At 58.2% G+C, this 24464-nt stretch carries 20 protein-coding genes; 11 read left to right on the forward strand and 9 right to left on the reverse strand.

From position 1 onward, the window contains the following. Positions 1-127: 127 nt before the first annotated feature. Positions 128-1426, reverse strand: coding sequence for a two-component system sensor histidine kinase RstB (gene rstB / locus SANT_RS09710; protein ID WP_025422101.1), 1299 nt, complete (start codon positions 1424-1426; stop codon positions 128-130). Continuing rightward, positions 1423-2151: a two-component system response regulator RstA gene (gene rstA / locus SANT_RS09715; protein ID WP_025422102.1), complete on the reverse strand. Its 729-nt coding sequence runs from the start codon at positions 2149-2151 to the stop codon at positions 1423-1425. The genes rstB and rstA overlap by 4 nt, the downstream gene beginning before the upstream one ends. A gap of 276 nt (positions 2152-2427) precedes the next feature. Here rstA and SANT_RS09720 point away from each other — a divergent pair, with 276 nt between their 5' ends. Continuing rightward, positions 2428-2853, forward strand: a complete 426-nt coding sequence (locus SANT_RS09720; protein ID WP_025422103.1) for a hypothetical protein — start codon at positions 2428-2430, stop codon at positions 2851-2853. 134 nt (positions 2854-2987) lie between these two features. On the opposite strand, the gene ydgH is transcribed toward SANT_RS09720, so the two are convergent. Continuing rightward, positions 2988-3941, reverse strand: a complete 954-nt coding sequence (gene ydgH, locus SANT_RS09725) for a DUF1471 family protein YdgH (protein WP_025422104.1) — start codon at positions 3939-3941, stop codon at positions 2988-2990. 327 nt (positions 3942-4268) lie between these two features. Here ydgH and pntA point away from each other — a divergent pair, with 327 nt between their 5' ends. Together pntA and pntB are read left to right on the forward strand one after the other, a co-directional pair. Further along, positions 4269-5801, forward strand: a complete 1533-nt coding sequence (gene pntA / locus SANT_RS09730; protein ID WP_025422105.1) for a Re/Si-specific NAD(P)(+) transhydrogenase subunit alpha — start codon at positions 4269-4271, stop codon at positions 5799-5801. A gap of 10 nt (positions 5802-5811) precedes the next feature. Next, positions 5812-7200, forward strand: a complete 1389-nt coding sequence (pntB, locus tag SANT_RS09735; RefSeq protein WP_025422106.1) for a Re/Si-specific NAD(P)(+) transhydrogenase subunit beta — start codon at positions 5812-5814, stop codon at positions 7198-7200. A gap of 84 nt (positions 7201-7284) precedes the next feature. Here the strand turns inward: pntB and SANT_RS09740 are convergent, their stop codons facing one another. Continuing rightward, positions 7285-8067 (reverse strand): SDR family NAD(P)-dependent oxidoreductase, encoded by a 783-nt coding sequence (locus tag SANT_RS09740; protein ID WP_038668447.1) that lies wholly within the window; start codon positions 8065-8067, stop codon positions 7285-7287. Positions 8068-8370: 303 nt separating this feature from the next. Here SANT_RS09740 and SANT_RS09745 point away from each other — a divergent pair, with 303 nt between their 5' ends. Both SANT_RS09745 and SANT_RS09750 read left to right on the forward strand, forming a co-directional pair. Continuing rightward, entirely contained in the window at positions 8371-9309 is a 939-nt protein-coding gene (locus tag SANT_RS09745; protein WP_038669514.1) for a LysR family transcriptional regulator, read from the forward strand. 379 nt (positions 9310-9688) lie between these two features. Continuing rightward, positions 9689-9901 carry a DUF378 domain-containing protein gene (locus tag SANT_RS09750; protein ID WP_025245682.1) on the forward strand — a complete coding sequence of 71 codons (213 nt, stop codon included), beginning with the start codon at positions 9689-9691 and terminating at the stop codon, positions 9899-9901. Between the two features lie 100 nt (positions 9902-10001). On the opposite strand, the gene uspE is transcribed toward SANT_RS09750, so the two are convergent. Together uspE and fnr are read right to left on the reverse strand one after the other, a co-directional pair. Continuing rightward, positions 10002-10955 carry a universal stress protein UspE gene (gene uspE / locus SANT_RS09755; RefSeq protein WP_025422109.1) on the reverse strand — a complete coding sequence of 318 codons (954 nt, stop codon included), beginning with the start codon at positions 10953-10955 and terminating at the stop codon, positions 10002-10004. 126 nt (positions 10956-11081) lie between these two features. Continuing rightward, entirely contained in the window at positions 11082-11855 is a 774-nt protein-coding gene (gene fnr, locus SANT_RS09760) for a fumarate/nitrate reduction transcriptional regulator Fnr (protein ID WP_025422110.1), read from the reverse strand. Between the two features lie 216 nt (positions 11856-12071). On the opposite strand from fnr, the gene smrA reads away from it, so the two are divergent. Next, entirely contained in the window at positions 12072-12638 is a 567-nt protein-coding gene (gene smrA, locus SANT_RS09765; RefSeq protein WP_025422111.1) for a DNA endonuclease SmrA, read from the forward strand. A 181-nt stretch (positions 12639-12819) separates the two neighbouring features. Here smrA and SANT_RS09770 read toward each other — a convergent pair whose 3' ends face one another. After that, positions 12820-13785, reverse strand: coding sequence for a TDT family transporter (locus tag SANT_RS09770; protein WP_025422112.1), 966 nt, complete (start codon positions 13783-13785; stop codon positions 12820-12822). Between the two features lie 107 nt (positions 13786-13892). Here SANT_RS09770 and SANT_RS09775 point away from each other — a divergent pair, with 107 nt between their 5' ends. The 5 genes from SANT_RS09775 (at position 13893) to SANT_RS09800 (ending at position 18245) form a co-directional block, all read left to right on the forward strand. Further along, positions 13893-14777: a LysR substrate-binding domain-containing protein gene (locus tag SANT_RS09775; RefSeq protein WP_025422113.1), complete on the forward strand. Its 885-nt coding sequence runs from the start codon at positions 13893-13895 to the stop codon at positions 14775-14777. A 115-nt stretch (positions 14778-14892) separates the two neighbouring features. Next, a complete protein-coding gene (tam, locus tag SANT_RS09780) occupies positions 14893-15663 on the forward strand; it encodes a trans-aconitate 2-methyltransferase (protein WP_025422114.1) in 771 nt (256 codons plus the stop codon). 342 nt (positions 15664-16005) lie between these two features. Then, positions 16006-17022 carry an isopenicillin N synthase family dioxygenase gene (locus SANT_RS09790; protein WP_038668452.1) on the forward strand — a complete coding sequence of 339 codons (1017 nt, stop codon included), beginning with the start codon at positions 16006-16008 and terminating at the stop codon, positions 17020-17022. An 87-nt stretch (positions 17023-17109) separates the two neighbouring features. Continuing rightward, positions 17110-17514, forward strand: a complete 405-nt coding sequence (locus tag SANT_RS09795) for an MbcA/ParS/Xre antitoxin family protein (RefSeq protein WP_200867284.1) — start codon at positions 17110-17112, stop codon at positions 17512-17514. After that, complete coding sequence (locus SANT_RS09800; RefSeq protein ID WP_025422117.1) at positions 17511-18245, forward strand: RES family NAD+ phosphorylase; 735 nt, start codon at positions 17511-17513, stop codon at positions 18243-18245. The genes SANT_RS09795 and SANT_RS09800 overlap by 4 nt, the downstream gene beginning before the upstream one ends. Before the next feature lie 210 nt (positions 18246-18455). On the opposite strand, the gene SANT_RS09805 is transcribed toward SANT_RS09800, so the two are convergent. Together SANT_RS09805 and SANT_RS09810 are read right to left on the reverse strand one after the other, a co-directional pair. After that, positions 18456-22238 carry an NAD(P)-binding protein gene (locus tag SANT_RS09805; protein WP_025422118.1) on the reverse strand — a complete coding sequence of 1261 codons (3783 nt, stop codon included), beginning with the start codon at positions 22236-22238 and terminating at the stop codon, positions 18456-18458. 471 nt (positions 22239-22709) lie between these two features. Beyond that, the gene (locus SANT_RS09810; protein WP_025422119.1) at positions 22710-24281 is read right to left on the reverse strand and encodes an ABC transporter substrate-binding protein; all 1572 of its coding nucleotides are present in this window, start codon (positions 24279-24281) and stop codon (positions 22710-22712) included. Positions 24282-24464: the final 183 nt, after the last annotated feature.

Consider the following 24464-nt stretch of genomic DNA (forward strand, 5'->3'; position numbering starts at 1 on the left):
AAGCATGCTCCCGTGGGCTCACCGTCATAACGGATATTAGTTACAACATACTATAGATTGGCATCATTGTTAACCCTCGTCCGGCGCAAGCGCTCCAACAACGCATCCCCAGAGCAGCGCGGGCAGACTAACCGTGTGGGTAAGCGGCCGCCGGTTTGAGCGGCCAGCGGAACAGAAAACGCGCGCCGCCCAGATGGCTTTCGCCGACGCTAATCTCGCCGCCATAGGCGAGGGCGATGGAGTGAACGATGGCCAATCCCAGGCCGCAGCCGCCGGTGGTGCGATCGCGGCTGGGATCCAGGCGCACAAAGGGCTCGAAAATCCGTTCGCGTTCTGCCGCCGGGATCCCCGGGCCGTCATCATCGACCTGCAGATATCCCCAGTCGCCCTGCTGGCCGAGACGGATGCTGATGCTTTGACGGCTGTAGCGCAGCGCGTTATTTACCAGATTATCCAGCACCCGTTCGGTAAGCCGTTCATCCAGGGGACCGAAATCGCCCTCGGCGGGGACCTCCTGTGCAATAGCGCGCTCCGGATGCAGGGTGCGCATATCCTCGATTTTCTCGCCGAGCCAGCGCGGTAGATCAAAGGCGGTCAGATTAAGCACCACCTGCGGCCGGTCGAGCCGGGCGAACGTCAACAGCTCATCGATAAGCCCCTCCAACTGGGCAATGTCATGATTCAGACGTTCTTGCTCATCCGGGGCCACGCCTTCGCTCATCGCCAGCCGGTAGCGCAAGCGTACCAGCGGCGTTCGCAGCTCGTGGGCGATGCCGTCGATAAGCCGTTTTTTACTGGCGATGAGCGTGTTGACGCTATCCGCCATTTGGTTGAAAGCGATACCCAGCCGATAGAGACTGGAAGCGCTATCAAAATGGGTACGCTCATTGAGATGGCCCTGGCCGAGACGCTGCGCGGCCAGCTCCAGCTTCAGCATGTCCTGCCAGTGCGGGCGCATCCAGACGAATACCGGAAAGGCCAGCGACAGGCCTATCATGACCAGTAGCGCCAAATCCAGCAGGCGCATCTCGTGCAGAAAGAATAAATAGGGGATCGGCCCGACCGCCAGCACGTAATTACTGCGCGGAATACGCTGGATAAAGGTGTATTCGTCATCAAGGGCGAGGATTTCGCCACGCCGTAAACGCCGGTCGGAATCCGGCCGCAGACGGAATTTTTTCATCGGCTCGATATGCAACTTAAACGACAGATTGAGATCAAGACGGTTGATGGTTTTGTTCCAGTCGCGCGGCGGGATGGCGCGCAGTTCACTTTTCATCAGATAAAGCGAACTTTTCATCAAATCATCAAGGGATTTGCGGCCGGCGCGCTCGGCGGTGACTTTGTAGACCAGTCCCACCAATAGCGTCATGACCAGAAAGCAAACGAACAAAAGCAGGTAGAACTGGATAAAGAGCTTTCTCATGGCCGGGCGCGCTCCCAGGCGTTGGGGGCAAACAAATAGCCTTTATTGCGGATGGTTTTGATACGAAACGGCTCAAGAGCGCTGTCGTCGAGCTTTTTACGCAGACGGGATATCGCCACGTCGATGCTGCGGTCCAGGCCGTCATAACTGACGCCGCGCAGCTTTTTCAGCAGCGCCTCGCGATCCATTATCTGTCCGGCATGGCAGGCGAGCTCCCAGAGCAGTTCAAAGTCCGCCGTGGAGAGCAAAACGGTGTGGCCGTCGAGGATCACCTGACGATTGATGGCGTCGATACTCAGTTGACCAAAGTGCAGCACGCTGGCGGTGCTCGCGGCGGCGGCGGACGCAGGCGCGCGCGCGGCGCCGCTATTCTGGCGCAAATGCAGCCGTACGCGGGCCAGCAACACCGCGGGCGGCGTCGTTTTAAGAATATAATCGTTGGCGCCCATCTCCAGCGCCAGCACATGATTCATATCGCTGTCCAGCGAGGTCAACAAGACGATAGGGCCCGCATAGCGGGGACGTAAATCCCGGCACAGCGTCATACCGTCTTTGCCGGGCAACAGGATATCCAGCAGCACCAGATCGGGCGCGTGCGCCTCGATAACCTCCAGCGCCCGGTCGCCGCGCGGCTCCACTATCACCTCGAAGTCGTGCTTACCCAGCCAGGCGGCTATCAGAGTGCCGACTTCGCTATCGTCTTCTACATATACGATCTTGTTCATCAATGGACTTTACCGCCTTCCAACGCCAACATCCCCGCCCAGAGCATACCGCCACTCGCGCCTCGACGCCACGTGCCGGGATAAATGATTTGTTAACAGCAATAAAGGTGAGATCCCGGCCGCAAATGTTGACAAAGAGGGGGCGATTGCGCGTGACCAGGTCAACTTTTAGCACTTGCCGATGCGGCTTAGCACCTATTATCCCGACCGTTATGATATAGTGCGAAACGGGCGAAAGGCGAGCGGCGCCAAACGGTTTAGAGAGGAACGGGCGAGATGAGCAAACCTCAGTTTGCAAATGCCGAGCAGGGTGAAACCTTTTGCTTCGATTACACGGATTATCTCTCCGCGAGCTGTAAGAAACGCTGGAGTTTCATCGACGCGATATACGGCGTTATTCCCATTTTCGGCATGGTCACGCGCCAGGCCGCGGCGAGTAGCCAGACCGATCAGGAGAAGCTGAAAGCGTTGGCGTTGCAGGTTCTTTCAACCCAGGTGAATGATGAAACGAATATTATCCGGCTGATCACGCTTGCCGGCCAGCAGGGGCTGACCCGCTTTGATATTCAACTGCCTTACGCGCTCGAAGGGGAGCAACTGGCGCAGATCCGCCAGGAACTTGGCCCACCGCTGCAACTCACCCAACAAGATGAGCGGCTGCTTATCCGTCTGCCTATCCCTAACGCCGCCACCTCGGCCTGAAACGCGCGCCTTGATCTGACTAATGTCTTCGTGTGCCAGGGGCCAGGGCCACAATAACCCCCGGCGCCTGGCGCGCGCGGCACATCGGCGGTGAAATTACCTCTACACGGCAGGCACTCAGGCTACGCGCGCCCTTATTTAAACAGGTCGGCGCTGATGGTCAGGTTACTGCCGCTCTGGTTCTGCTGCCACTGGCGCGTAATGTGATAAAACTTGGCGCCTTTCTTCGCCGCACGTCGCGCGGTTTCGGTTGAAATATCAGTTGAGCTATTGAAATGGCCGGTAAAGCTGATGGAGTCAAACGGAACCATTTGCGCCGCGGTGATGTTGTTAACTTCTTGAATCTTGGTGCCGTCAGGTAATGTGACGGTGTAACGCGTGCCGCGGGTGGATTGCGTTTCAAAGAAGCGGCCTACTTTACTGCTGGGGGACTCTGAGGAAGCGACGCCTGGAATTTCCACATTGGCGGCCGCAGCACCCCCGGCGGCCAGCGCCGCTTTACCGGCTTCTGAGTTGGCCGGGATCTTGTCCGGGCTCTGCACTACGCGCTTCGGCGCATCCGCTCGATAAATGAAGGCGGTGGCAAACTGGTTTCCGCCCTGATTGGCGTTTATCTGGCGCACAATATAGTAGGAGTCGGCGCCTTTGGCTTTCGCCGCTTTGGAAATGGCGTCATTGATTTCCGGCTGGTTGCGATAAAAACCGTTAACCGATACGGTATCATAAGGCTCCAGTAAATTGGCCTCGGTGCGCGGTAGTTCTTTGACGCCATTGAATACCCGGTACTGCGTCTCGGTGGAGGCGGCGGGCGCATCTTGACGATACAGATCGGCGGTGACGCGCCAGTTGCCGCTGTTGTTGGCGTCATTGATATTGACCACGTAAAACGCCGCGGCGCCAACCTGGTCCGCGCGGCGCGAAACCGCGGCGGCGGCATCGTTAATGGCGTTAAACCGACCGGTGATATTAATACGTTCAAAAGGCTGCAAACTGGCGGCCTTTTCCGGCGAAAGCTCCTGCGCCGCTTGCGCGGTAAAGGTCAGTAAAGTCATTAACGCCGATGTCAATAGTGTCTTCTTCAGCTTCATAAAAAATCCTTTCGACAAACGCTTTCACGCAAAATGTGCTGAACTGTTGATGTATAACAGAATAGGCGCCGATTATGGCATGTAATAATGGCAACTGTCTCAGCATTTCATGTGACGATTGACAACATTTGCTTTTAACGACCTGCATGCGGCGGGATTTTTATCCCAAAACGTAATTAACCGGCACAAAACATAGACCGCTTATCTTAATTTAAGTAGGTTAGTAGTTGACGCCTGCTGGATTTCCCGGGCGGCGGCCCGTGATGCCGCGCGTTCCGGCACCGGCAACCTGTCATTTACAAAAGAACTGAATAATAAGGGAAAGCTATGCGTATTGGTGTACCAAAAGAACGCGTTGCCAACGAAGCCCGGGTCGCCGCCACGCCTAAAACCGTCGAGCAATTGCTTAAGCTGGGTTTTAGTGTCGCGGTGGAAAACGGCGCCGGGACATTGGCGAGTTTCGAGGATGCCGCGTTTGTTGCGGCGGGTGCGACGTTGACAAATACCTCTGAAGTTTGGCAGTCCGATATCATTCTTAAAGTCAATGCGCCGACCGAGGATGAAATTGCCCTGCTGAAAAGCGGCACGACGTTGATAAGTTTTATTTGGCCCGCGCAAAATGCCGACCTGCTGACGGCCCTGCGCGCCAAAAACGTCACCGTCATGGCGATGGACGCCGTGCCGCGTATTTCGCGCGCGCAGTCGCTAGATGCTCTGAGCTCGATGGCCAATATAGCCGGCTACCGCGCCATCGTTGAGGCCGCCCATGAATTCGGTCGCTTCTTTACCGGCCAGATTACCGCGGCGGGTAAGGTGCCGCCGGCGAAGGTGATGGTGATCGGCGCCGGCGTCGCGGGGCTGGCCGCCATCGGCACCGCCGGCAGCCTCGGCGCCGTGGTTCGCGCTTTCGATACTCGTCCCGAGGTGAAAGAACAGGTGCAAAGTATGGGCGCCGAGTTCCTCGAGCTGGAGTTTACAGAGGAGGCGGGTGGTTCCGATGGTTACGCCAAGGTCATGTCTGACGCCTTTATCAAAGCCGAAATGGCGCTGTTCGCCGCGCAGGCGCAAGATGTCGATATTATCGTCACCACCGCATTGATTCCGGGCAAGCCGGCCCCCCGTCTTATCACCAAAGAGATGGTCGCCAGCATGAAACCGGGCAGCGTTATTGTCGATCTGGCGGCGCAAACCGGCGGCAACTGTGAGCTGACCGTGGCGGACCAGGTGACGGTGACCGATAACGGCGTGCGAATTATCGGCTATACCGATTTGCCCAGTCGGTTACCCACCCAGTCCTCCCAGCTGTACGCCACTAACTTAATAAACCTGTTAAAACTGCTCTGTAAAGAGAAGAATGGCGATATTGTGGTGGATTTTGACGACGTCGTTATCCGCGGCGTTACCGTTATCCGTGACGGCGAATTAACCTGGCCGGCCCCGCCTATCACCGTGTCCGCTCAGCCGAAGCCGGCGCAGGCTGCCCCGGCGGCAACGCCCGCAGCGCCGCCCCGGCCGGCGTCGCCGTTGCGTAAATATGGGCTTATCGCCGTGGCTATCGTGTTATTTGGCGCCCTGGCGAATGCGGCCCCGCGCGATTTCTTATCGCACTTTACGGTGTTTGCCCTGGCATGCGTCGTGGGCTATTACGTCGTCTGGAATGTCAGCCATGCGCTGCACACCCCGTTAATGTCGGTCACCAATGCGATTTCAGGCATTATTGTCGTTGGCGCGTTATTACAAATCGGCGATGGCGGATGGGTCTCTTTCCTGTCGTTTATTGCCGTGCTGATTGCCAGCATCAATATCTTTGGTGGTTTCACCGTCACTCAGCGCATGCTGAAAATGTTTCGTAAAAATTAAGGGGTGAACCATGTCTGAAGGACTCGTCACGGCGGCTTATATCGTCGCCGCCATTTTATTTATTTGTAGCCTGGCGGGGCTATCCAAACACGAAACATCGCGGCAGGGTAACCTGTTTGGCATCACCGGGATGGCTATCGCGCTCATCGCGACGGTGTTGGGACCCCATGCCGGCAATGTCGGCTGGATCATTGTTGCCATGGTCATCGGCGGCGCCATTGGGGTGTATTTGGCGCGCAAGGTCGAAATGACCGAAATGCCGGAACTGGTAGCGATTTTGCACAGCTTCGTCGGCTTGGCGGCGGTCTTGGTCGGCTTTAATAGTTATCTGGAGCACGACGCAATTACTAACGCGGTCATGGAGAATATCCATTTAACCGAGGTTTTCCTGGGGATCTTTATCGGTGCGGTGACCTTCACCGGCTCGATCGTGGCGTTTGGCAAGCTGCACGGGAAAATCTCCTCCCGTCCGCTGATGTTGCCGCGGCGTCATCAAATGAACCTCGCGGCGCTGGTGATTTCGTTTTTACTGCTGATACTTTTCGTGCGCAGCGACAATATCGGCCTGCAGGTGCTGGCGCTGTTGTTGATGACCCTCATCGCCCTGGCGTTCGGCTGGCACCTGGTCGCCTCCATTGGCGGCGCCGATATGCCGGTGGTGGTTTCCATGCTTAACTCCTATTCCGGCTGGGCAGCGGCGGCGGCGGGTTTTATGTTGAGCAACGATCTGCTGATCGTCACCGGCGCGCTGGTGGGATCGTCCGGTGCCATCCTCTCCTACATCATGTGTAAAGCGATGAACCGCTCCTTTATCAGCGTCATCGCCGGCGGGTTTGGTAACGACAGCAGCGCCGGCGATCCCGAAGCCGAAATGGGGGAATATCGTGAAACCACGGCGGAGGAGGTGGCCGAATTGTTGAAAAATTCCAGCTCGGTGATCATCACTCCCGGCTACGGCATGGCGGTGGCGCAGGCGCAATATCCGGTACACGATATCACCGCCAAGCTGCGGCAGCGCGGCGTCAATGTGCGTTTTGGCATCCATCCGGTGGCGGGGCGCTTGCCGGGCCATATGAATGTACTGTTGGCGGAGGCGAAGGTGCCTTACGATATCGTGTTGGAGATGGATGAAATCAACGAGGATTTCAGCGCCACCGATACCGTGTTGGTCATCGGCGCCAACGATACCGTCAACCCGGCGGCGCAAGACGATCCGCGCAGTCCCATCGCGGGAATGCCGGTGTTAGAGGTGTGGAAAGCGCACAACGTCGTGGTCTTTAAGCGTTCGATGAATACCGGTTACGCCGGAGTACAAAATCCGCTGTTTTTCAAAGACAATACGCAAATGCTGTTTGGCGATGCCAAGCAGAGCGTAGAAGCGATTTTGCGCGCGCTTTAATCGTTAGCCCAGCCGGCCGGCCCCGTATTTGTTTCGGTGGCCGGCCGGTAGGTTGACGCGCTAGCCGGTTGTAATGGGTAACGCTTATCGGTAGCGTGCCGCCAGCTGCGGCGACTGGGCGCCAAAGGCCGCCAGGTTGGCTTTGCAGACATCTGCCAGTAGTGTGGCGTTCTCAACCCCCGGCGCACAGAGCACTTCCCCCAAATCAAGGGCGCGCAGGCTGGCGGTGACTACATCATCCGCACTCATTCGCGCTAATGCGCTCAAATCCATCCCCTGACGTTCATGAAATTCGGTGGCGACGATGCCGGGACAAAGTGCCTGGACGCGCAGGCCGGCGGAGCCCAGCTCTTCGTGCAGCGCCAATGACATGGACACCAGATGGGCAAGGGCGGCGACATAGATGGCGCGCCCGGGCGCTTGCCCGAGCGGGGCCGTTGCGCCAAACGCCAGCATCCCCGCTACGTTGATAAGCGTGCCGCCGCGCCGCGCCACCATGCCCGGCGCGGCGGCATGCGCCAGCAGGGTGGGCGCGATACACTTCACCTGAAGTAATTCGCTCGCTTTCTCCGGCGGCAGCGTGGTGAAGGGCATATAATGGGCCACGCCGGCATTGTTGATAAGCAATGTCAGAGGCTCTCGGCGGCATAATTCGGCCACGGCGGCAATACCGGCCGCGCAAGCCAGATCGGCTACGACCGGGCGGATGTTGACGGCGGGAAATTCGGCGGCCAGCGCGTCCAAACGTTGTTGGCGGCGTCCCACGGCAATCAGGGGGTACCCCCGGGCGGCCAGCCGGCGGGCAAACGAAAGGCCGATGCCCGAAGAGGCGCCGGTGACCAGCGCTAAAGGTGTCAGGCTTTGCATGTTTTCTCTCCTGTTTATAGGGAACCGTCGCGGAATGCGTCGCCTCGTCGGCGGCGGGCCGGCCAACGGCAGCGGTCGGCCGTTTGGCATTTCCCCGTCACTGCCCGGCATTGTAGCGTGGCACCCAAGAGGACGGTATCCTACCGCCGGTGTACAGAGTGTTCGTTTTTACGTACACTCAGCGCGGAGGGCAAGCGCGGAAAGAACGGTATTAAGCGCTTGGACATTTAGCGCTGTGCGTCGCACGCAACTGAGAGGCGCCACCTACTTTCAATGGCCGGCAACGGCGCCAGGGGAGCGAAAGTGACAAAAAGGGCAACGGACAGGCTGAGCGATTTGAAAGCGTTTGCCGCCGTAGCGCAGGCCGGCGGATTTCGTCAGGCGGCGCGCGCGTTGCACGTCAGTCCCTCCGGCCTCAGCGATGCGGTGCGGCGGCTCGAAAGCCACTTGGGCGTACGCCTGTTGCACCGCACGACGCGCAGCATATTGCCGACGGAAAAAGGGAAACAGCTGCTGGAGCGCATTGGCCCCGCTTTCGCTGAACTCGCGCAGGCGCTGGAAACCGCCACCTCATCGAGCAATCGGCCCGCGGGTACGCTGCGTCTTACCGTACCGGTAAATGTCTCGCGCTTGGTGCTGCCGCAACTGCTTGCGCCTTTTCTCAAACGCTATCCTGACATCAAGGTTGAGGTGATGGCGGAAAGCGGCATTGTCGATTTCCTGTCCGCGGGGTGCGATGCGGGGATCCGTTATGACGATTGGCTTGAGCAGGACATGATTGCCGTCCCCGTGGGACCGCGCGAACAACGTTTCGCCACGGCGGCGGCGCCGGCCTACCTTGACCGGCACGGCCGCCCCCGTCATCCCCAGGATTTGATGAAAATGGATTGTTTGCGCAGCCGGTTCGGCGGGGGAAATCTGGAAATATGGCACTATCAACGGGGAGATGACGTTTATCAACTCGCGCCGTCAGGCCCTCTGATCTACAGTGCCGGCACCGCAACCGATCTCGGCGTCGCCTCGGCGGTCGCCGGGCTAGGGGTCATCTATCTCTTTGAAAACTGGCTACGCCCCGCGATTGACAGCGGCGAACTTGAACCGGTGCTGCAACCCTGGTGGCAGACCTTTTCCGGGCCGTATCTTTATTATTCCGGCCGCAGGCTGGTCCCGCCGCCGCTGCGCGCGTTTATTGATTTTATTCAATCTACAAAGGATGCCGTTGCGTCATTTCCTGACCGGTAAATAACGTCGTCCTTAAAGGCAGGGGTGGCAGCCGCAAATCGGCCTTAAGGCAGAGGTGGCAGCCGCAAATCGGCCGTTTAGCGGGGCGCTCATTTATGGGCCGCCAACGCTTGCGGCCTCGCTTCCCTCCTGCCTACGCCTGTGCGCAGCGCAATCGCCCGCCGTTGACCGAGCAGGGGCCGGCATCATAACCGGCGATAAAAGTATAATTTCCTGCAAACGGCCGGCAAAATAAAATTTACTCCTCCCTTATCGGAAATAAGCACTACAGTTTATTAGCGTATTTTCGGGTTCTCTATGCCGCCGGGTTTTCATCCGGCCGGTAACAAGCGGGACTCATGAGGCAATAATGCCCAATATTTCAATAAGGGGAGTGATCATGAAAGCATTAACCACCATTGCGTTAATTTTGCTCATTGTCGGTGGCGTGAATTGGCTATTGGTTGGGCTATTTCGCTTTGATCTGGTGGCAACCGTTTTTGGCGGGCAGGAAGCAATGGTTGCGCGCATTGTCTATGTGATTGTTGGCCTATGCGCATTGTACTGTTTGTCGCTATTGCCCAAAATAGCAGTATGGCACCGGAGCGTATAAGACATCAGAGAATACGCCCGAGGGCAGGCTGGCAGGGGAATGACTGCGGCATCGCCACACAAGGCACCTTCCGGTGCCTTGTGATTAATCCAGTCGCTGATTACTCGTATTGATCACCCAGCTCCAGCGTTACCGGCGAAACAAAGTCATCCGGCTTAATCGCCAGCAAATCACATTTTAGATGGTCGATCACCAGTTCGGTGGTATTGCCGATAAACGCGGCGGAAAAACCGGTACGGCCGATGCTGCCAATCACCACTACGCCGGCGTCCAGATGTTCAGCCAAATCGGGAATAACCTCTTCCGGCATCCCTTTTTCGACGTGGGTATATTTCTGATCGAGACCGAATTTTTGCCGTAGGGTTTTCATGGCGAGAAGATGCTGTCCGCGGATCGCGTCGTTATATACGCTGGGATCGAAATCGGGTAATTCAATGGCAATGTTGATAGGCGTGACCGGATAGGCGCCCACCAGATGAACCTCGGTCTGGTTCACCTGCTTGGCCAAGGCCAACGAGGCCTCCACCAGCTTGATATTGAGGGGATCGTGATACGGCTCTTCACCGGAAAGATTGACCGCTACCAGGGCTTTTCCGCCCTCGGGCCAGGGCTGATCTTTCACCATCCATACCGGACAGGGGCATTTGCGTAATAGATGCCAGTCCGTCGGGGTAAATATCACGGATTCAAAACGGTCGTGCTGATGGGCCATTTTCAACAGCAAATCGTGGTCAAATGCCAGGACTTCCTGAATAATCGCCTCAAATGGGCGGTTATGCCAAACCACCTTGATTTCAATTTGCACGCCGCTGTCAAGATAATGACGACACTGTTCGGTAATCCAGGCGGTACGCTGTTCAATTACCCCCCTGCGCATGGCGGTCCGCTCATCGGGGGACAGCAGGGTGGTCATTTCATAGGAGAAATCATAAATCGGCAGGAAGGCTTTAATATGGCCGCCCAGCCGTTGAACCAGATAGACCGCTCTGCGCAGCGCAGGCTGATCGTCCTGATCGGGGTCGATTGCTACCAGCAGGTTTTGATACTTTGCCATAACGTCTCCTTACTTCTGCGGTTCAACTGAACGTTTGAGATAAGAGTAACTCATCAAGGCAAACACTGACAGGTATGGAATGAAGCCGGATCAATAAAATAACAAAATTACTTCTCCGGCCATTGTTCAGGCGATTTTCTGCGGCGTGCTGGCCATTTTCTGCGGCGTGCCGGCCAGATCGGACAGCAGGGCGTGGTTTTCAATAGTAATATATTTGCCTTTCACCGCCAGCATCCCGCTTTTTTGAAAGCGTCCGAGCAAGCGGCTGATAGTTTCCACCGTGAGGCCAAGATAATTGCCGATATCGCCGCGGGTCATGGTCAGGCGGAATTCGCGGGGCGAGAAACCGCGCTGGGCAAAGCGGCGTGAAAGATTATAGACAAACGCGGCCAATCGTTCCTCGGCATTTTTCTTCGACAGCAGCAAAATCATATCCTGATCGCCTTTGATTTCACCGCTCATTAACCGCATCATCTGCTGCCGCAGGTTAGGCATTTTACCGGAGAGATCATCAAGGGTTTCAAAGGGTATTTCACACACCATCGACGTCTCCAGCGCCTGGGCAAAACTCGGATGCTGGCCGCCGCCAATGGCATCGAAGCCCACCAGATCGCCGGCCAAATGAAAACCGGTGATCTGTTCGTCGCCCTGTTCGGTAATGGTGTAACTCTTGATCGTGCCGGAACGGATGGCGTAGAGGGATTTTAACTCATCGCCCGCCTTGAACAGCGTTTGTCCTTTCTGGATCGGTTTTTTACGCTCAATGATATTGTCGAGCTGATCCAGCTCGTGCTCATTTAGCGTAAAGGGAATGCAGAGCTGGCTGATACTGCAATCCTGACAATGGATGGCGCAGCCGCCGGACTGAATTCGTCTGATGATACGCTTTTCAGGGATAATCATAGGTCGCCGCCCTTGCAATATTGATTTGCGTCAATTTTAACATTAATTGCCGCCGTTATAAAAGCACCACGGAAGGCTGCTGCACTTTTCGCCAAAAAACGGCGGGGAGGGGGGTGAAAAGGCCGTGAAATATCCCAACGCGGGGACTATAGTTGAACTGTGTTGACCCCCGGACGATGCGCGCGCAGCCCGGGCCCGCGTGAGCGAAAAACAATGACCTATGACGATAAAGAGTTGTTTAACCAGGCCATGGAAGATGTCAGACCGTTAAAACAGCGCGCCAGCGTGGTGTATTTAGCGGCCAAATCCGCCCCGTCTCAGCGGCCGGCGCCGGCGCGCCCGTCGCAGGAAAACTTTCTTATCACCGAGCTTTTCGCGCCGCAGCCCTGCGATACGCCGCTCTATTTTAAGCAAGACGGCATTCAGCAGGGGCTTATCGATAAACTCGGCCACGGCAAATACCTCATCGAGGCCAGGCTGAATATCACCCGCATGCCGGTCATGCGCGCCCGCGCGCTGCTGTTTGAGTTCATGGAACGTGTAACGCAGGAAGAGTGCCGCACGCTGCTGATTATTCATGGCCGCGGGCCTAGCGACGACAGCCATGCCAACAGGGTGCGCAGCTTTGTGGCCCGTTGGCTGATGCAGTTTGTCCAGGTTCAGGCGTACTGTTGTGCACAACCGGCGCACGGCGGCGCGGGCGCCTGCTATGTGGCATTGCGCAAATCGGCGCGAGCGCGCGGCGAAAATCGTGAGCGCCACGCCCGACGTTTACGCTAAGGGCTTCCCCGGTTTCGGCGATGATGGGTATCCTCATTACCGCACCGATTAGCGGTCCGTCGTCCCTCTGCGCGATTGACGGCCCAACCGTCGCGCAATGCCTTCGCAATGGGCGTTGCAACTGCCGCTCGATTGCCGTTCCTTTCATCGCCCCGCTGGGCGGCCCGCTCCGGTTCATGAATTAGGCGTCCGCCGGCTCCCTGACGCAGGGCAGACAGCTCAATACAAAGCGCAGCGCGACATAGCCCACCACCAGCGTGGCGATGGTCACCTCAATATCCGCCAGGTAGGTTATTTGACGGACATAATTTTCCGCCATCGGATAGGCCGCTAAGGAATGGGCCAGCTTGTACAGCGCGGTCGCGCCAATCGCCAATGGAAAAGTGAACGCCGCGAAACCGGGCGTGAACGGCAGGCGCAGCAGGCGCGGCAGCGCCAGGTAAATCAGCAGGGTCATCGACAGCGCAATACCCAGCAAAATCGCGCACAGCAAGAGCGACGGCTGGGCGGTTACCGATAAATATCCGGCGAGCGATAGGCTAGCGGGGGCCGCCATAATGGCAATGGTCGGTTTAGCGCTGTTGGCAATTTCCGGGCGGAAGATAAAGCGATAGAGCATCAGCGGCAGCATGACGGCGTAACTGACCATACCCCCCAACAGCAGAATATGCGCCAGCGGGGCCAGCGCGCCGCCGGGAAAGGCCACATCGGCGACAATGATCCCCACCGGCGGCACAAACCAGGCGGGCACCATATGCGCCAGGCGGAAATGGCGGCTGCGGTGCCAGATAAAGATTCCCAAAAAGCATAAATGTATCGCAACCGCCAGCAACCACAGCCCTTGGCCGCCTAGTGGCCAGATAGGCGCCAGCGCCTTGGCGACCAGCATCCAGCCCATGGCGTAGGTGGGCACGACACTGCCGATAACCGCATGTTGCAGATCCTGCGCCAGACGAATGGGGTGACAGCAAAATTTTGCCGTCAGCGCCAGCAGCAGGATAGTCGCTATCAGCGCGCCGCCATGTTGCCCTGCGCCATGGAGCGGCAAGGTATATTCCAGACAGGCGCCGAGACTGGCAATACCCAGCGCCAGACCGGCGGTGGGCGTCGGCAGCCGCAGTAGCGACGTTGTTAACTGTTTCGACATGCATGTTCTCCAGCACAAAATGCTCATTCATTCGGTGCGAGTATAGAGATTATTCGTCGTTCAGGATATTCTGTTTTTTTTAACCTAGCGTTTTATAAAACTAAACGATGAAGTTGACTCTCAAACAATTGTTGGTGTTTAAAATCGTCGCGCAGTGCGGCAACCTTTCCCAGGCCGCCGGGCAGCTGTTCATGACCAAGGGCGCGGTGTCCCAGACGTTGGGCGAAGTCGAGAACCGCCTGGACATTAAGTTGTTCGACCGTCATCACGGGCGCCTTTTCATTAACCACGAAGGCCGCCGTCTGCTGCCGCTGGCGGATGAACTATTGACGCGGGTGGACGATATCGACGAACTTTTCAGCACCGGCGATCCGTCGTTACGTTTGGGGGGCAGCAAAACTATCGGCGGGTATTTGCTGCCGTCCTTGCTCAGCGATTTCCGGCATCGCTACGGTTGGTTACCGGAAGTGGTCATCGACAACAGCGAGGGTCTGCGCAAAAGATTGCTGAATTTTGAGCTTGATTTGGCGCTTATCGAGGGCGAAGTCAACGATGAGGATTTGCAGGTCACGGCGTGGCGCCAGGACGAAATGGTCATCATTTGTCCCGCCGGCGATCCCCTCGCACAGGGCGAAAACGTGCCGCTGTCGGCGCTTGAAGATCGTCAGTGGATCCTGCGTGAGACCGGTTCCGGCAGCCGCAACGACTTTGAGCACCAATTGGCGCCATTATTGACCAAGCCCAAGATTGTATTAGCGCTGGAGGATTTTGACGCGATCCTGTTTTGCGTTCAGCAACGTCTCGGGCTGACCTTTGCCTCACGATTGCTGATCGATCAGCCGTGCTTCGCCGGGCACTTCAGCCAGATCCCCACGCAACAGCGTTTTTTCCGCACTCTCAGCCTGTGCCACCATCGGCAGAAATACCTGTCGGATAGTGTGGGGGTCTGGATACGTTTTCTCCATGCGCAACGGGGAGACAGCACGATTTAGCTTTCGGAACGCGAGACGTGGGCACCAGGAAAATGCTAGGTTTTATCCTTTCCCTAAGGCCATTCCGCGGCCGGGGCGAGGATGTCGCGGCCGCGGTTTCTCTGGAGACAAGGTCATGCAGGAGTGGAACCCCGAGCTTTATCGCCAATTTGAAGACGAACGCACCCGCCCAGCGCAGGCGTTGTTGGCCCGAATCCCGCTGGCCACGGCGGACAATATCGCCGATTTGGGCTGTGGCCCGGGGAATTCTACCGCGCTATTGGTCGAGCGTTTTACCGAGGCCCGGGTCACCGGCGTCGACACGTCGCCCAGTATGCTGGCAAGCGCGCGTGCCCGCCTGCCGGGGTGCGAATTTATCGAGCAGGATATGGCATCCTGGCGCCCCGCGCTGGCGCAGGATATCGTTTTTGCCAATGCCTCGCTGCAATGGGTGGGCGGTCATCTCCAGTTGCTGCCGCGGCTGATGGGCCAGTTAGTCGCCGGCGGCGTCTTAGCGGTACAAATGCCGAATAACCGGGAAGAGCCTAGCCACCGGGCCATGCGTGAAGTCGCGTCTCGGGCAAAATGGCGTGGCCGGATCCCCGACGCGGCTTTTAGCCGAGTGGGTATTCTCAGTGTCGCCGACTATTACGATCTGCTGGCGCCGTTGGCCGCCGGCGTGGATATCTGGCAAACCCGCTATTACCATGTGATGCCGTCCCTGGCCGCCATCGCCGTATGGCTGCGGGCGACCGGGCTGCGCCCGTTTCTCGACCCGCTAACGCCCGCGGAACGGGACAGTTTCCTTGACGATTATCTGCAGGCGATTGCGCCAGCCTATCCGCCGCGAGCCGATGGTCGGGTATTGCTGGCCTTTCCCCGCCTCTTTATCGTGGCCCGGCGCTGAAAGCCCGGCGAGGACCGGCATACCCCGCGGCCGGTTTTTGTTTCCGCTCGAGCTCAACGCTTATTGCCGGCTGGTCCAGACGCTGAGGCTCCTTGTCCTTGTCTTTCTCATGACCCGTCGCCTTTGTCGTCCAGTAAAACCGGCTCGGTCTGGCGCTGCGCTGCATCCGGCCGGCGTCATTCCTGGGCCGCTCACGGCGGGGCAGTGCCAGCGGCCGCATTTTGTTGTAGTCTGTCATAATTACGCTATAACGCCATCGCGCCCGCCGGCCTGGGTGACGGCTTGCCGCCGCGGTGGTGCGGGCGTATGCCGACGAGTGATTCCAACGATACAGGAGTGCCCATGCGATCTTCAGCTTTGCCCGATACCCTGCCCATGTTGGATCTCGCCCTGTTTGACGCCGCGGGCCAAGAGCGTGACGCTTTTCTCGCCCGGCTACGGCTGGCGGCACACGATATCGGTTTCTTCTATCTGACGGGCCACGGCATCGACCCCGACCTGCTGCGTCAGGTACAAGCGGTGGCGCTGCGCTTCTTCGCGCTGCCGGCTGCGGATAAACAGGCGGTGGCGATGATCCATTCCCCCCATTTTCGCGGCTACAACCGCGCCGCCTCGGAGCGTACCCGCGGCCAGCCGGACTGGCGTGAACAGTTTGATCTTGGCGCGGAGCGTGCGGCGCTGCCCCGAGACGCGACCCTGCCTGCCTGGACACGCTTGCAGGGCCCTAATCTTTGGCCGGCGGCGCTGCCGGAGATGCAGCCGCTGTTGACCCGTTGGCAGCAGGAGATGACGCGGATGGCGCTGCGGCTGTTGCGGGCGTTTGCCGAGTCGTTATCGCTGCCGGGCGGCGCGTTTGACCCGCTTTATGGCGAAAAGCCCAATGAGCATGTCAAATTGATTCGCTATCCCGGCAGAAAAGAAGGGGAAAGCCGGCAAGGCGTTGGCCCCCATAAAGACTCCGGTTTTCTCAGCTTCCTGTTGCAGGATGAAAATAAAGGATTGCAGGTGGAAATCGCGCCCGGTAAATGGATAGACGTCGAGCCGAAAACGGGCACGTTGGTGGTCAATATTGGTGAACTGCTCGAACTGGCGACCAATGGCTATCTGCGCGCGACCGTGCATCGCGTGGTTTCGCCGCCGGCAGAACGTGAGCGGCTGTCGATCGCTTTCTTTCTGGGGGCGCAACTGGATGCGGTCGTACCGATTTACCCGCTGCCGCCCGCGCTGTCCATTGAAGCCCCTGGCGCCGCCAGCGATCCGGACAATCCGCTGCTGCGCGACGTTGGTTGGAACTATTTGAAAGGCCGTTTGCGATCGCATCCCGATGTCGCCGAGCGCTATTATTCGGATCTCCTCTGACCCTAAGCGGCTGCGCCATCTCAATCTCCCAGTGGACGGTTTTCATTTTTTCGTCTAGAATGAGATTGTGATTGAGGAGGGTGACGTATGCAAATGTCGGCGGCGTTAGACAATAAAGTAGATAAACATCAGGCGGCGGCGGTAGGCGTTAAGACCGCGTTAGCGATTTTGGATAAGTGGGGCGCGTCACCGGAGCAAAGCCAGGGTATATTGCAACTGTCGCGCGCGAGCTGGTATAAGCTGCGCAAAGATCCCGCGGCGGTCGCCCTCAACCACGATCAGTTTGAACGAATAAGCTATTTGTTGAATATTCATGCCGCGCTGCGCACGATTTTTGACAATCCTGAAAACGTTTATGGTTTCATGTCGATGGACAATCATAACCCCTTTTTCAGCGGTCGGTCGCCGCTGCGCATTATCGGCACAGGTAGCTTCGGCGCGCTCTATGAGGTTCATAAACGCATCGATGCGTTACGCGGAGGGCAGTGGTGACGGAAACGCTTCCCTCTCTCCCCAGGATCACCCTGCGCGATCAAACCGGTTATCGTCTTATCAATTCCAAATACCCGCCGGTGTCGTTGTTCGACGATGTGGCTGATGAGCACGAATTTAATGCGCTGCATGCCCTGCAAGCGTTGACCAATCCCCGCCTTTTAGATCAAGACGCCATCCTTAACGGCCTAAAAAAAGGGGAGATTCCTTTCGGCATTGCCGGCTGCTCCTATGCGGTGGCGCCGTTTACTCACGTTAACCCCGACGGCAGCCGGTTCAGCGACGGCTCTTTCGGCGTGCTGTATGTGGCGGATACGGTAGAAACCGCCCTCGCCGAAGTGGCCTATCACCAGGAGCATTATTGGCGGCGCGTACCGGGGCTAAAGTTTGAACGGCTGGTACTGCGCGGTCTGCAGGTGAATTTTTCCACAGATTACGCCCGAGACGCTACCGTGTTGCCTGTCGATCATGCCGTTTACGATCCCTGCCATTACCACGTCTCCCAAGCCCTCGGCGCGGCGCTGAAAAACGCCGAATGTGCCGCGCTGCGTTATCATTCGGTGCGCCGGCGCGGCGCGGTGTGCTGGGGGTTATTTACCCCCGCCGGCGTCACCGGCGTGCGCCAGTGCGCGCACTATGAAATGATGTGGGACGGGCAGGCTATCACCAGCATCGGCAAAATTACCCTCACCAAACCGGCGCCCCGGCCACGAAACGGCCGCCTCGGCTGAAGACCCGCCATGCTGACTCGGCGTGCCATGTTTAGACAGCGTTTGCGCCCGAAGGACAGCGGCTTTACCCCACGCCGCGGCCCGCCTCTTTATGCTTCGCCCCGGGGTCGGGCTTGCTTTTCGTCCGCCGCAACCTGCTGTTTTATCCTATCGGCGCGCATAGGCTGATTTATCGTCCGTCGCGACCCGTTGCGCGCCTTGTATGGCGAGTCAGCGAACCAGGCCGATTTTTGGCGCAAGCGCTTTGACCGCCTCGGCGGCCTTTTTGCCGGCGATAAAGGCATGATCCGAATTGTAGTATTCCCATTCGCTGTAACGGCCCGCCAGCAGGATGTCATAGCGGGCCAGCCATTGCCTGACGGTGGCGACATGGCCGGCACGGGCATGATCGTACAACACATAGGCATAGGGCATATCCACCATGTTAACGGTGAGGATCTCATCGTCTGCGCGGAACAGCCCGACGCGAATGCAGTCGCTAATACAGCGGTCGATCAGCGCCTGTCCCTCCAGCGGCAGCGGTTTGTAACTGGAGTAGGTCAGCTCGCAGGTAAGGGCGAAACCGCCCGGCGCATTACTGTGCGGGCTGGCGTTGCCCTGAACGAAAATACGATGAAACAGTGTATCCCCCGGGTAGTAGATCCAGTGTTTGTCGGTCAGCGCCGGGCGGCCAATACCCAGATTGACGCAACGCACGGAAATATGCCGCAGACCCCGCGCGGCCGCTCTTACCGCGTCTGGGGCGGCGTCGTCCATCATGGCGATAAGCGCCGGCAACGGCATGGTGCTGATAAGATGCTCGTAGCGGTAACGGCGTCCGTCGGCCAGCGTCAGAAGATGCGCGTCGGGTTGGAGCGACACCACCTCGGCGCCGGTTTCAAGTTCACCCTGCAAATGCGGCACAAAGCCCGTCATCAGCGCCTGAAAACCGCCCTTAAGCGGATAGCCAAAACGGGCATTGGGCCCCTGAGGCGGCCCTACCGGCTCCAGCGCGCCGGAGATGATTTGCTCCAGATCCGGTAGCGGCACTCTGCCGCCGAGCCAGGAAGTTTCCATTTCCGTTAACGGCACGGTCCACAGTTTTTGGTTATAGGGCAGCGCGAAATGTTTACCGATGCCCTCGCCCCAAACCTGGCGGATAAATTGCTCGAAATTACCGGGGGGCGGACTCGCCAACGCCTGCGTGCTGAGCCCGTCGGGCTGCGCGCGCTCGGCGCTGACGGCGGGCGCCGCGCCGGCATTGGGAAAGCGAGCGGCGATCGCGCCTAATAGACACTCTTTGATGACCGTCGGTGGCAAACCATACAGCGCGCCCTGGAAAGGGTAGCGGGAGTATACGCCCTGGCTGTAAATCCAGGCTTCGCGATCTTGCCAATGCATATTGTCGCCCAGTAGTTTCTCGTACAGCGCCAAGACATAAGGATCCTGCGAGAACATGATATGCCCGGCATAATCAAAGGTGAAACCGTTATCTTCAATGGAGCGGCACCAGCCGCCAACGTCGCGGTTACGCTCCAACAGCAGGGAGCCCGCGCCATAATGATAGGCGGCGCTCAGACCGGTGGGACCTGCGCCGAGGATCACGCAAGGGACCGTAGTGAGATGCGCCTGACGCGCGTGGGGCACCAGCGTAACCGCCGGGGGAGGCTCCGCTGTGCGGGTCGGCACCGCGGTGGCATCGGACGGCACAGCCTGCGGCGACTGGCGCGCAGGGGGGCGGGCATCGCGTAACGCCTGCTGAATAATGGCGGCCATTTGGTCCGCGCTGTTGTCCCAGGACGTGGCGGCGACAATCGCCTGCATCCGCGCCGCGTGCGCGTCGCGCCGCTCGGAAGATAGCGCCAGCCGATCCGCACAGGCGGCGATGAAGCCGGCGGTATCATGACCAATCGCCACCACCTGAGAGTAGGGCTCCACCACGTCGGTGATAGCGGTGCTGACAATCGGCAGGCGGGCGGCCATATACTCCAGCACCTTGGTAGGACTGATAAAACGGGTGGCGTCGTTGCGGGCAAAGGGCAGCAGGCAGACATCCCAGCCGGCCAGAAACTGCGGTAGCGCCTGATAAGGTTGCTGACCGTAATAGTGAATATTGGGCCGTCGCGGCAAGCTATCGGGGGAGATTTTCACCACCGGACCGACGATGACGCATTGCCAGTCGGGATGGTGGTCGGCCAGCGCGGCCAAAAGCGGCAAGTCCAGGCGTTCATCAATCACGCCATAGAATCCGAGGCGCGGATGCGGCAGGTCGCGTTGCAGCGGGTGATCGTTGCTTCTGTCCAGCGCCTGCTCGAAATGCACCGCATCGACGCTGCTGGGAAAGCAATAAGCGTTATCGTGCCGCGTCTGTTTGGCACGGTGCAGGCTCGGTCCGCCGGTGAAAAGCACCTCGGCTCGGGCCAACAGCGCCGATTCGCGCTGCAACAACTGGCGGGGAGCCTGATTAAACGCCGCCAGCTCATCCATGCAGTCATAAATTACCAAGGCCGGATCCAGCGGCGTCAATAGCGGTAGCGCCATCGGCGTATAGAGCCAGGCAATGGGCGAGGGGGTATCGGCCATCAGATCGTTAATCAACGGCTGCAACCAAGGCAGCTGGTCGTCGTGGAAGCCGGCCGCTTTAACTGGCGTGTGCGGTCGGCAGACGCGCACGTTAGCCACCGGGGTCGTTATCTCCAACCGCGCCGCGCCCGGTTCATAGACTGGCTCCTCCACAAAGACGACGGCGAAATGTTGCGCCAGACGGCTAAGTAGCTGCTGCGGCCGCTGCCAGACAAAGTCCCAGCGAAGATGGCTAAATACGATGATCGTCTGCATAGTCTTATCCTGGCCCGAGGGGCGATGAGTGGAAAACAGCGTCTGAAAACGGTCGAGCTTTCGCTGCGCCCGCAGTAAGGCCGCGGCATAGGGCCGGCAGAGCGTGCGCGCCAGGGGATCGGCCGCGGCCGGCGTCACATCCCAGAGCCCGCTGTGGTGCCAGCGCTGGGGATCTTCCCAGTCCGGCCGGTCAACGGCCGGATACAGGCAGATGCCCGTAATATCGGTACCCTGAAGGCGCGCCTGCGCGACCTGACCGGCGATATCCTCTATCCAGGCACCCCGGCCGCTGCCGACATGCCCCGTTTCCGCCAGCAGCAAGGGGCGTTGATAGCGCCGGTGGAGCTCGCCTAACAGGCAATAAAGAGGCTTGCGCCGCGGATCGCCCAGATGCCAGTGCAATCGGCGATGACTGCCGTATTCCCATTGATTACTGTGATAATAATTAGCACCAATAATATCCAGGTAACGCGGCGCGCCACCCAGCTCTGGCGCCAACCGCCCGCACAGCATGTCCCAGGCTTCAAACTGCGCCGCATTCTGTGCGGCTACCGCCTGCGGATCATCGTCACCGTCCGGCGTGGCGATCAGGTGAATAAGCGGATCGCAGTGTAAGATGCGCGCGCGCGGATCGGCCGCCCAAATCGCATCACAGCCCGCCAGCGCCGCGCGTACCAGTTGGCGTTTTCCCTCCCGCCCCACATCGGCAGTTGCGTCTTTGCGGCAGTGAAAGAGCGCTACCGCTAATCCCCAACTGGTAAACGAGATTTCATTGATGGGTGAATAGACCGGCGCTTTGTGATAATAGGGCGCCAGCCAGGCGGCCAGCGCACCGCAAAATTGTGCAAAACGCGGCACGAACCGATCAGAAAAAATATCGATATCCTCCGGCCAGCCGTAATGGCAAAAGGTCCAGCTTATCTGTATGCCCAGTCGCTCAGCGGCTTCCAGCCTGCCCAGCAGGGAGGAAAAATCAAAGCGTCCCTGCCGCTCCACCAACCGCCAGCCCACGCTTTCTCGCACCGTGGTAATATGCAGCGCCTTCAATCGGGCATAGTCACCAAACGCACGCGTCAGATGGCCGGTCTGATGATTCAGCGATAGGGCAAAGCCTTGGCGATTAATATGGTCGGCACCCTCAAACCCTGCCTGCCAGGGAGAATCAAATACCTGCATAGCGACGCCTCCGATGTTTTCGGCGAGGCGCGGAATGCGCCGAATTAAAAAGTAATAATAAGCATTACTGGACAGGCAACCGGCGGCGACAAACCTTATTTAGCGCAATAACTCCTGAACCTAATAAGAAAGAGACACACCGACACGCACGGGCGACGGCCGGCCAGAGGTCATGCTTTTTTACGTGTCAATCATGCTGCCGTTGGCGCCGGGGCGGCAGGGGCGTTATCGTCAGGCTTAAGCGATGGGGTAACGTCTAAATCATAGCTAACGTTAATGAATGCGGAGAAGAAAATGGGTAAATTGTGCGCTGAACCGCTTGTAATCGCCTTTTACACGGTCAGTGCCGTTTAAGTCAGGTTAAAGATAATGAATGTTTTAATCAACGCGCCGGGGTTTGACGGCGACTTGACCTTGGCATCCCAGCGCCGCGGGACGGTGAGAGAAACGCCGGCTATGCCGGCGCCGCAGCTATTTACTCACTTTATCGTAATACACCATATCAGCGTTCAAGCCTTGCTGGTAACCCTTGACGTTGGCACGCAGCACCAATACCGCTTTGCCCTGATCGATAAAGACATAGGGGGAGCTGCGTTGCAGTTCTCGCTGCAAATCGGCATACATGGCGCGGCGTTTGACGGGGTCCGTTTGTGCGACCGCCGCTAGCGTTTGCTTGTTAAGCGCCGGAATTTGCCAGCCGTTCAGCCCCGCGACGGTTCCCCCTTTGCCATCGTTATAGGCGAAGGCGCTTGCGTTGGAATGGGCATCGAAATAATCCGGGATCCAAAGCCGTATGGCGGCCTGATGCTGGCGCGCGCGCACCCGCGCATAGACCTGAGAGCCCGCCGCCGGCAACAGTTCAAGTTTAACGCCCCCCTGAGCGAAGCTTGCCTGCAACGACTGAGCCAAAGTGATATAGGGCGGCTTGTTTTCCACGTCCAAGGTAAAATGCGCATCGCGTATGCCGGCCTGCTGCAAAATTGATTTAGCTTTTGCCGGATCAAAGGTAAAAGGATTATCCGTTAGCGCCCCGGGCAACCCCAGCGGCAGAAAACTTTGGTGGACAAAATATTGCCCTTTCAATAAATCTCGGGTAATGCCCTGGTAATCCACCAGATAACGCGCCGCTTGCCAGAAAGCCGGATTCTTGAGCAGCGGATTGGCCGGGTTTTGGGTATTAAAGACCAGATAATTTTGCTCGGCGGAGGGAATCGACAGCACCTTTAACGCGCTGTCGTTTTCCAAACTGGCTGTTTGATCAGGGCCAAGATCGCGGGCAATATCCGCATCCCCTTGCTGCACCAGCAGACGGCGTGAGGCGGCGTCCGGCACGTTTTTGATAATGACATTTTTTAACCGCGGCCGGTTAGCGCCGGCGTGGTCATTGGCGTCCAGCACAATCGCTTCATGGGGTTGATAGACCCGCAGCGAGAAGGGGCCGCTGCCCGCGGCGTGCGTGCGTAGCCAGCCGTTGCCGTAATCTTTATCGCTGACATGCGCTAACACCGTGCGGCTATCTACGATCGAGGCAATGGGCGTGGAGAGCAGATTTAGCGCCACCGCCGGGCTGATATCACTGGTCCAGCGCAATTGCAGGGTGTGATCGTCCACGCGCGCGAGTAAACCGTCGATGTTATCGGACTGCCAGCCCAAAATGTTGAGGATAAACGCCGGTGATTTGTTCAACTTGACCGCACGGCTCAAGGAGAAAATCACATCATCGCTGGTGACCTTGTTACCGGAGGCAAAAACTGCATCTGGCCGCAGCGCGATCCGCAACGATTTGTCGGCGGCATTTTCTTGCCAGCTGGCGGCCAGCATGGGCTGCGTCCGCGCGGGATCGTTGCGATCGGCCTGAACCAACCGCTGATAGAGACTGGGAAGCGTTTGAATGCTGGACAACTCATTGCTTTCCGCCGGATCGAGACTCACGATATCGTCTAAGGATTGCGCCACGATAAGGGTTGAGGGTGGGGTGGCGGCCATAGCGGCGCCGGCGAACAGCGCCGCGCAAATAAGCAGCGGCAGTACATTTTTCTTCATAGCGCAAAGGTCCTTGATACCCGGCAATTCCGCCAGGCAACAGATTGAAAATAAGGAAGTTGTTATATGACGCTACCCTAATGTGCGCCGGAGAATTTGGCAAATTGCCAAAAGTTCTAGATTAGATGGATTAGGTCTAATGTCAGCGGCAGCGCGGGGAAGGGGTACGCCTGCGGTAGGTCT

Origin of the sequence: Sodalis praecaptivus, from assembly GCF_000517425.1 — a bacterium.
Taxonomy (GTDB): Bacteria; Pseudomonadota; Gammaproteobacteria; order Enterobacterales; family Enterobacteriaceae; genus Sodalis_A; species Sodalis_A praecaptivus.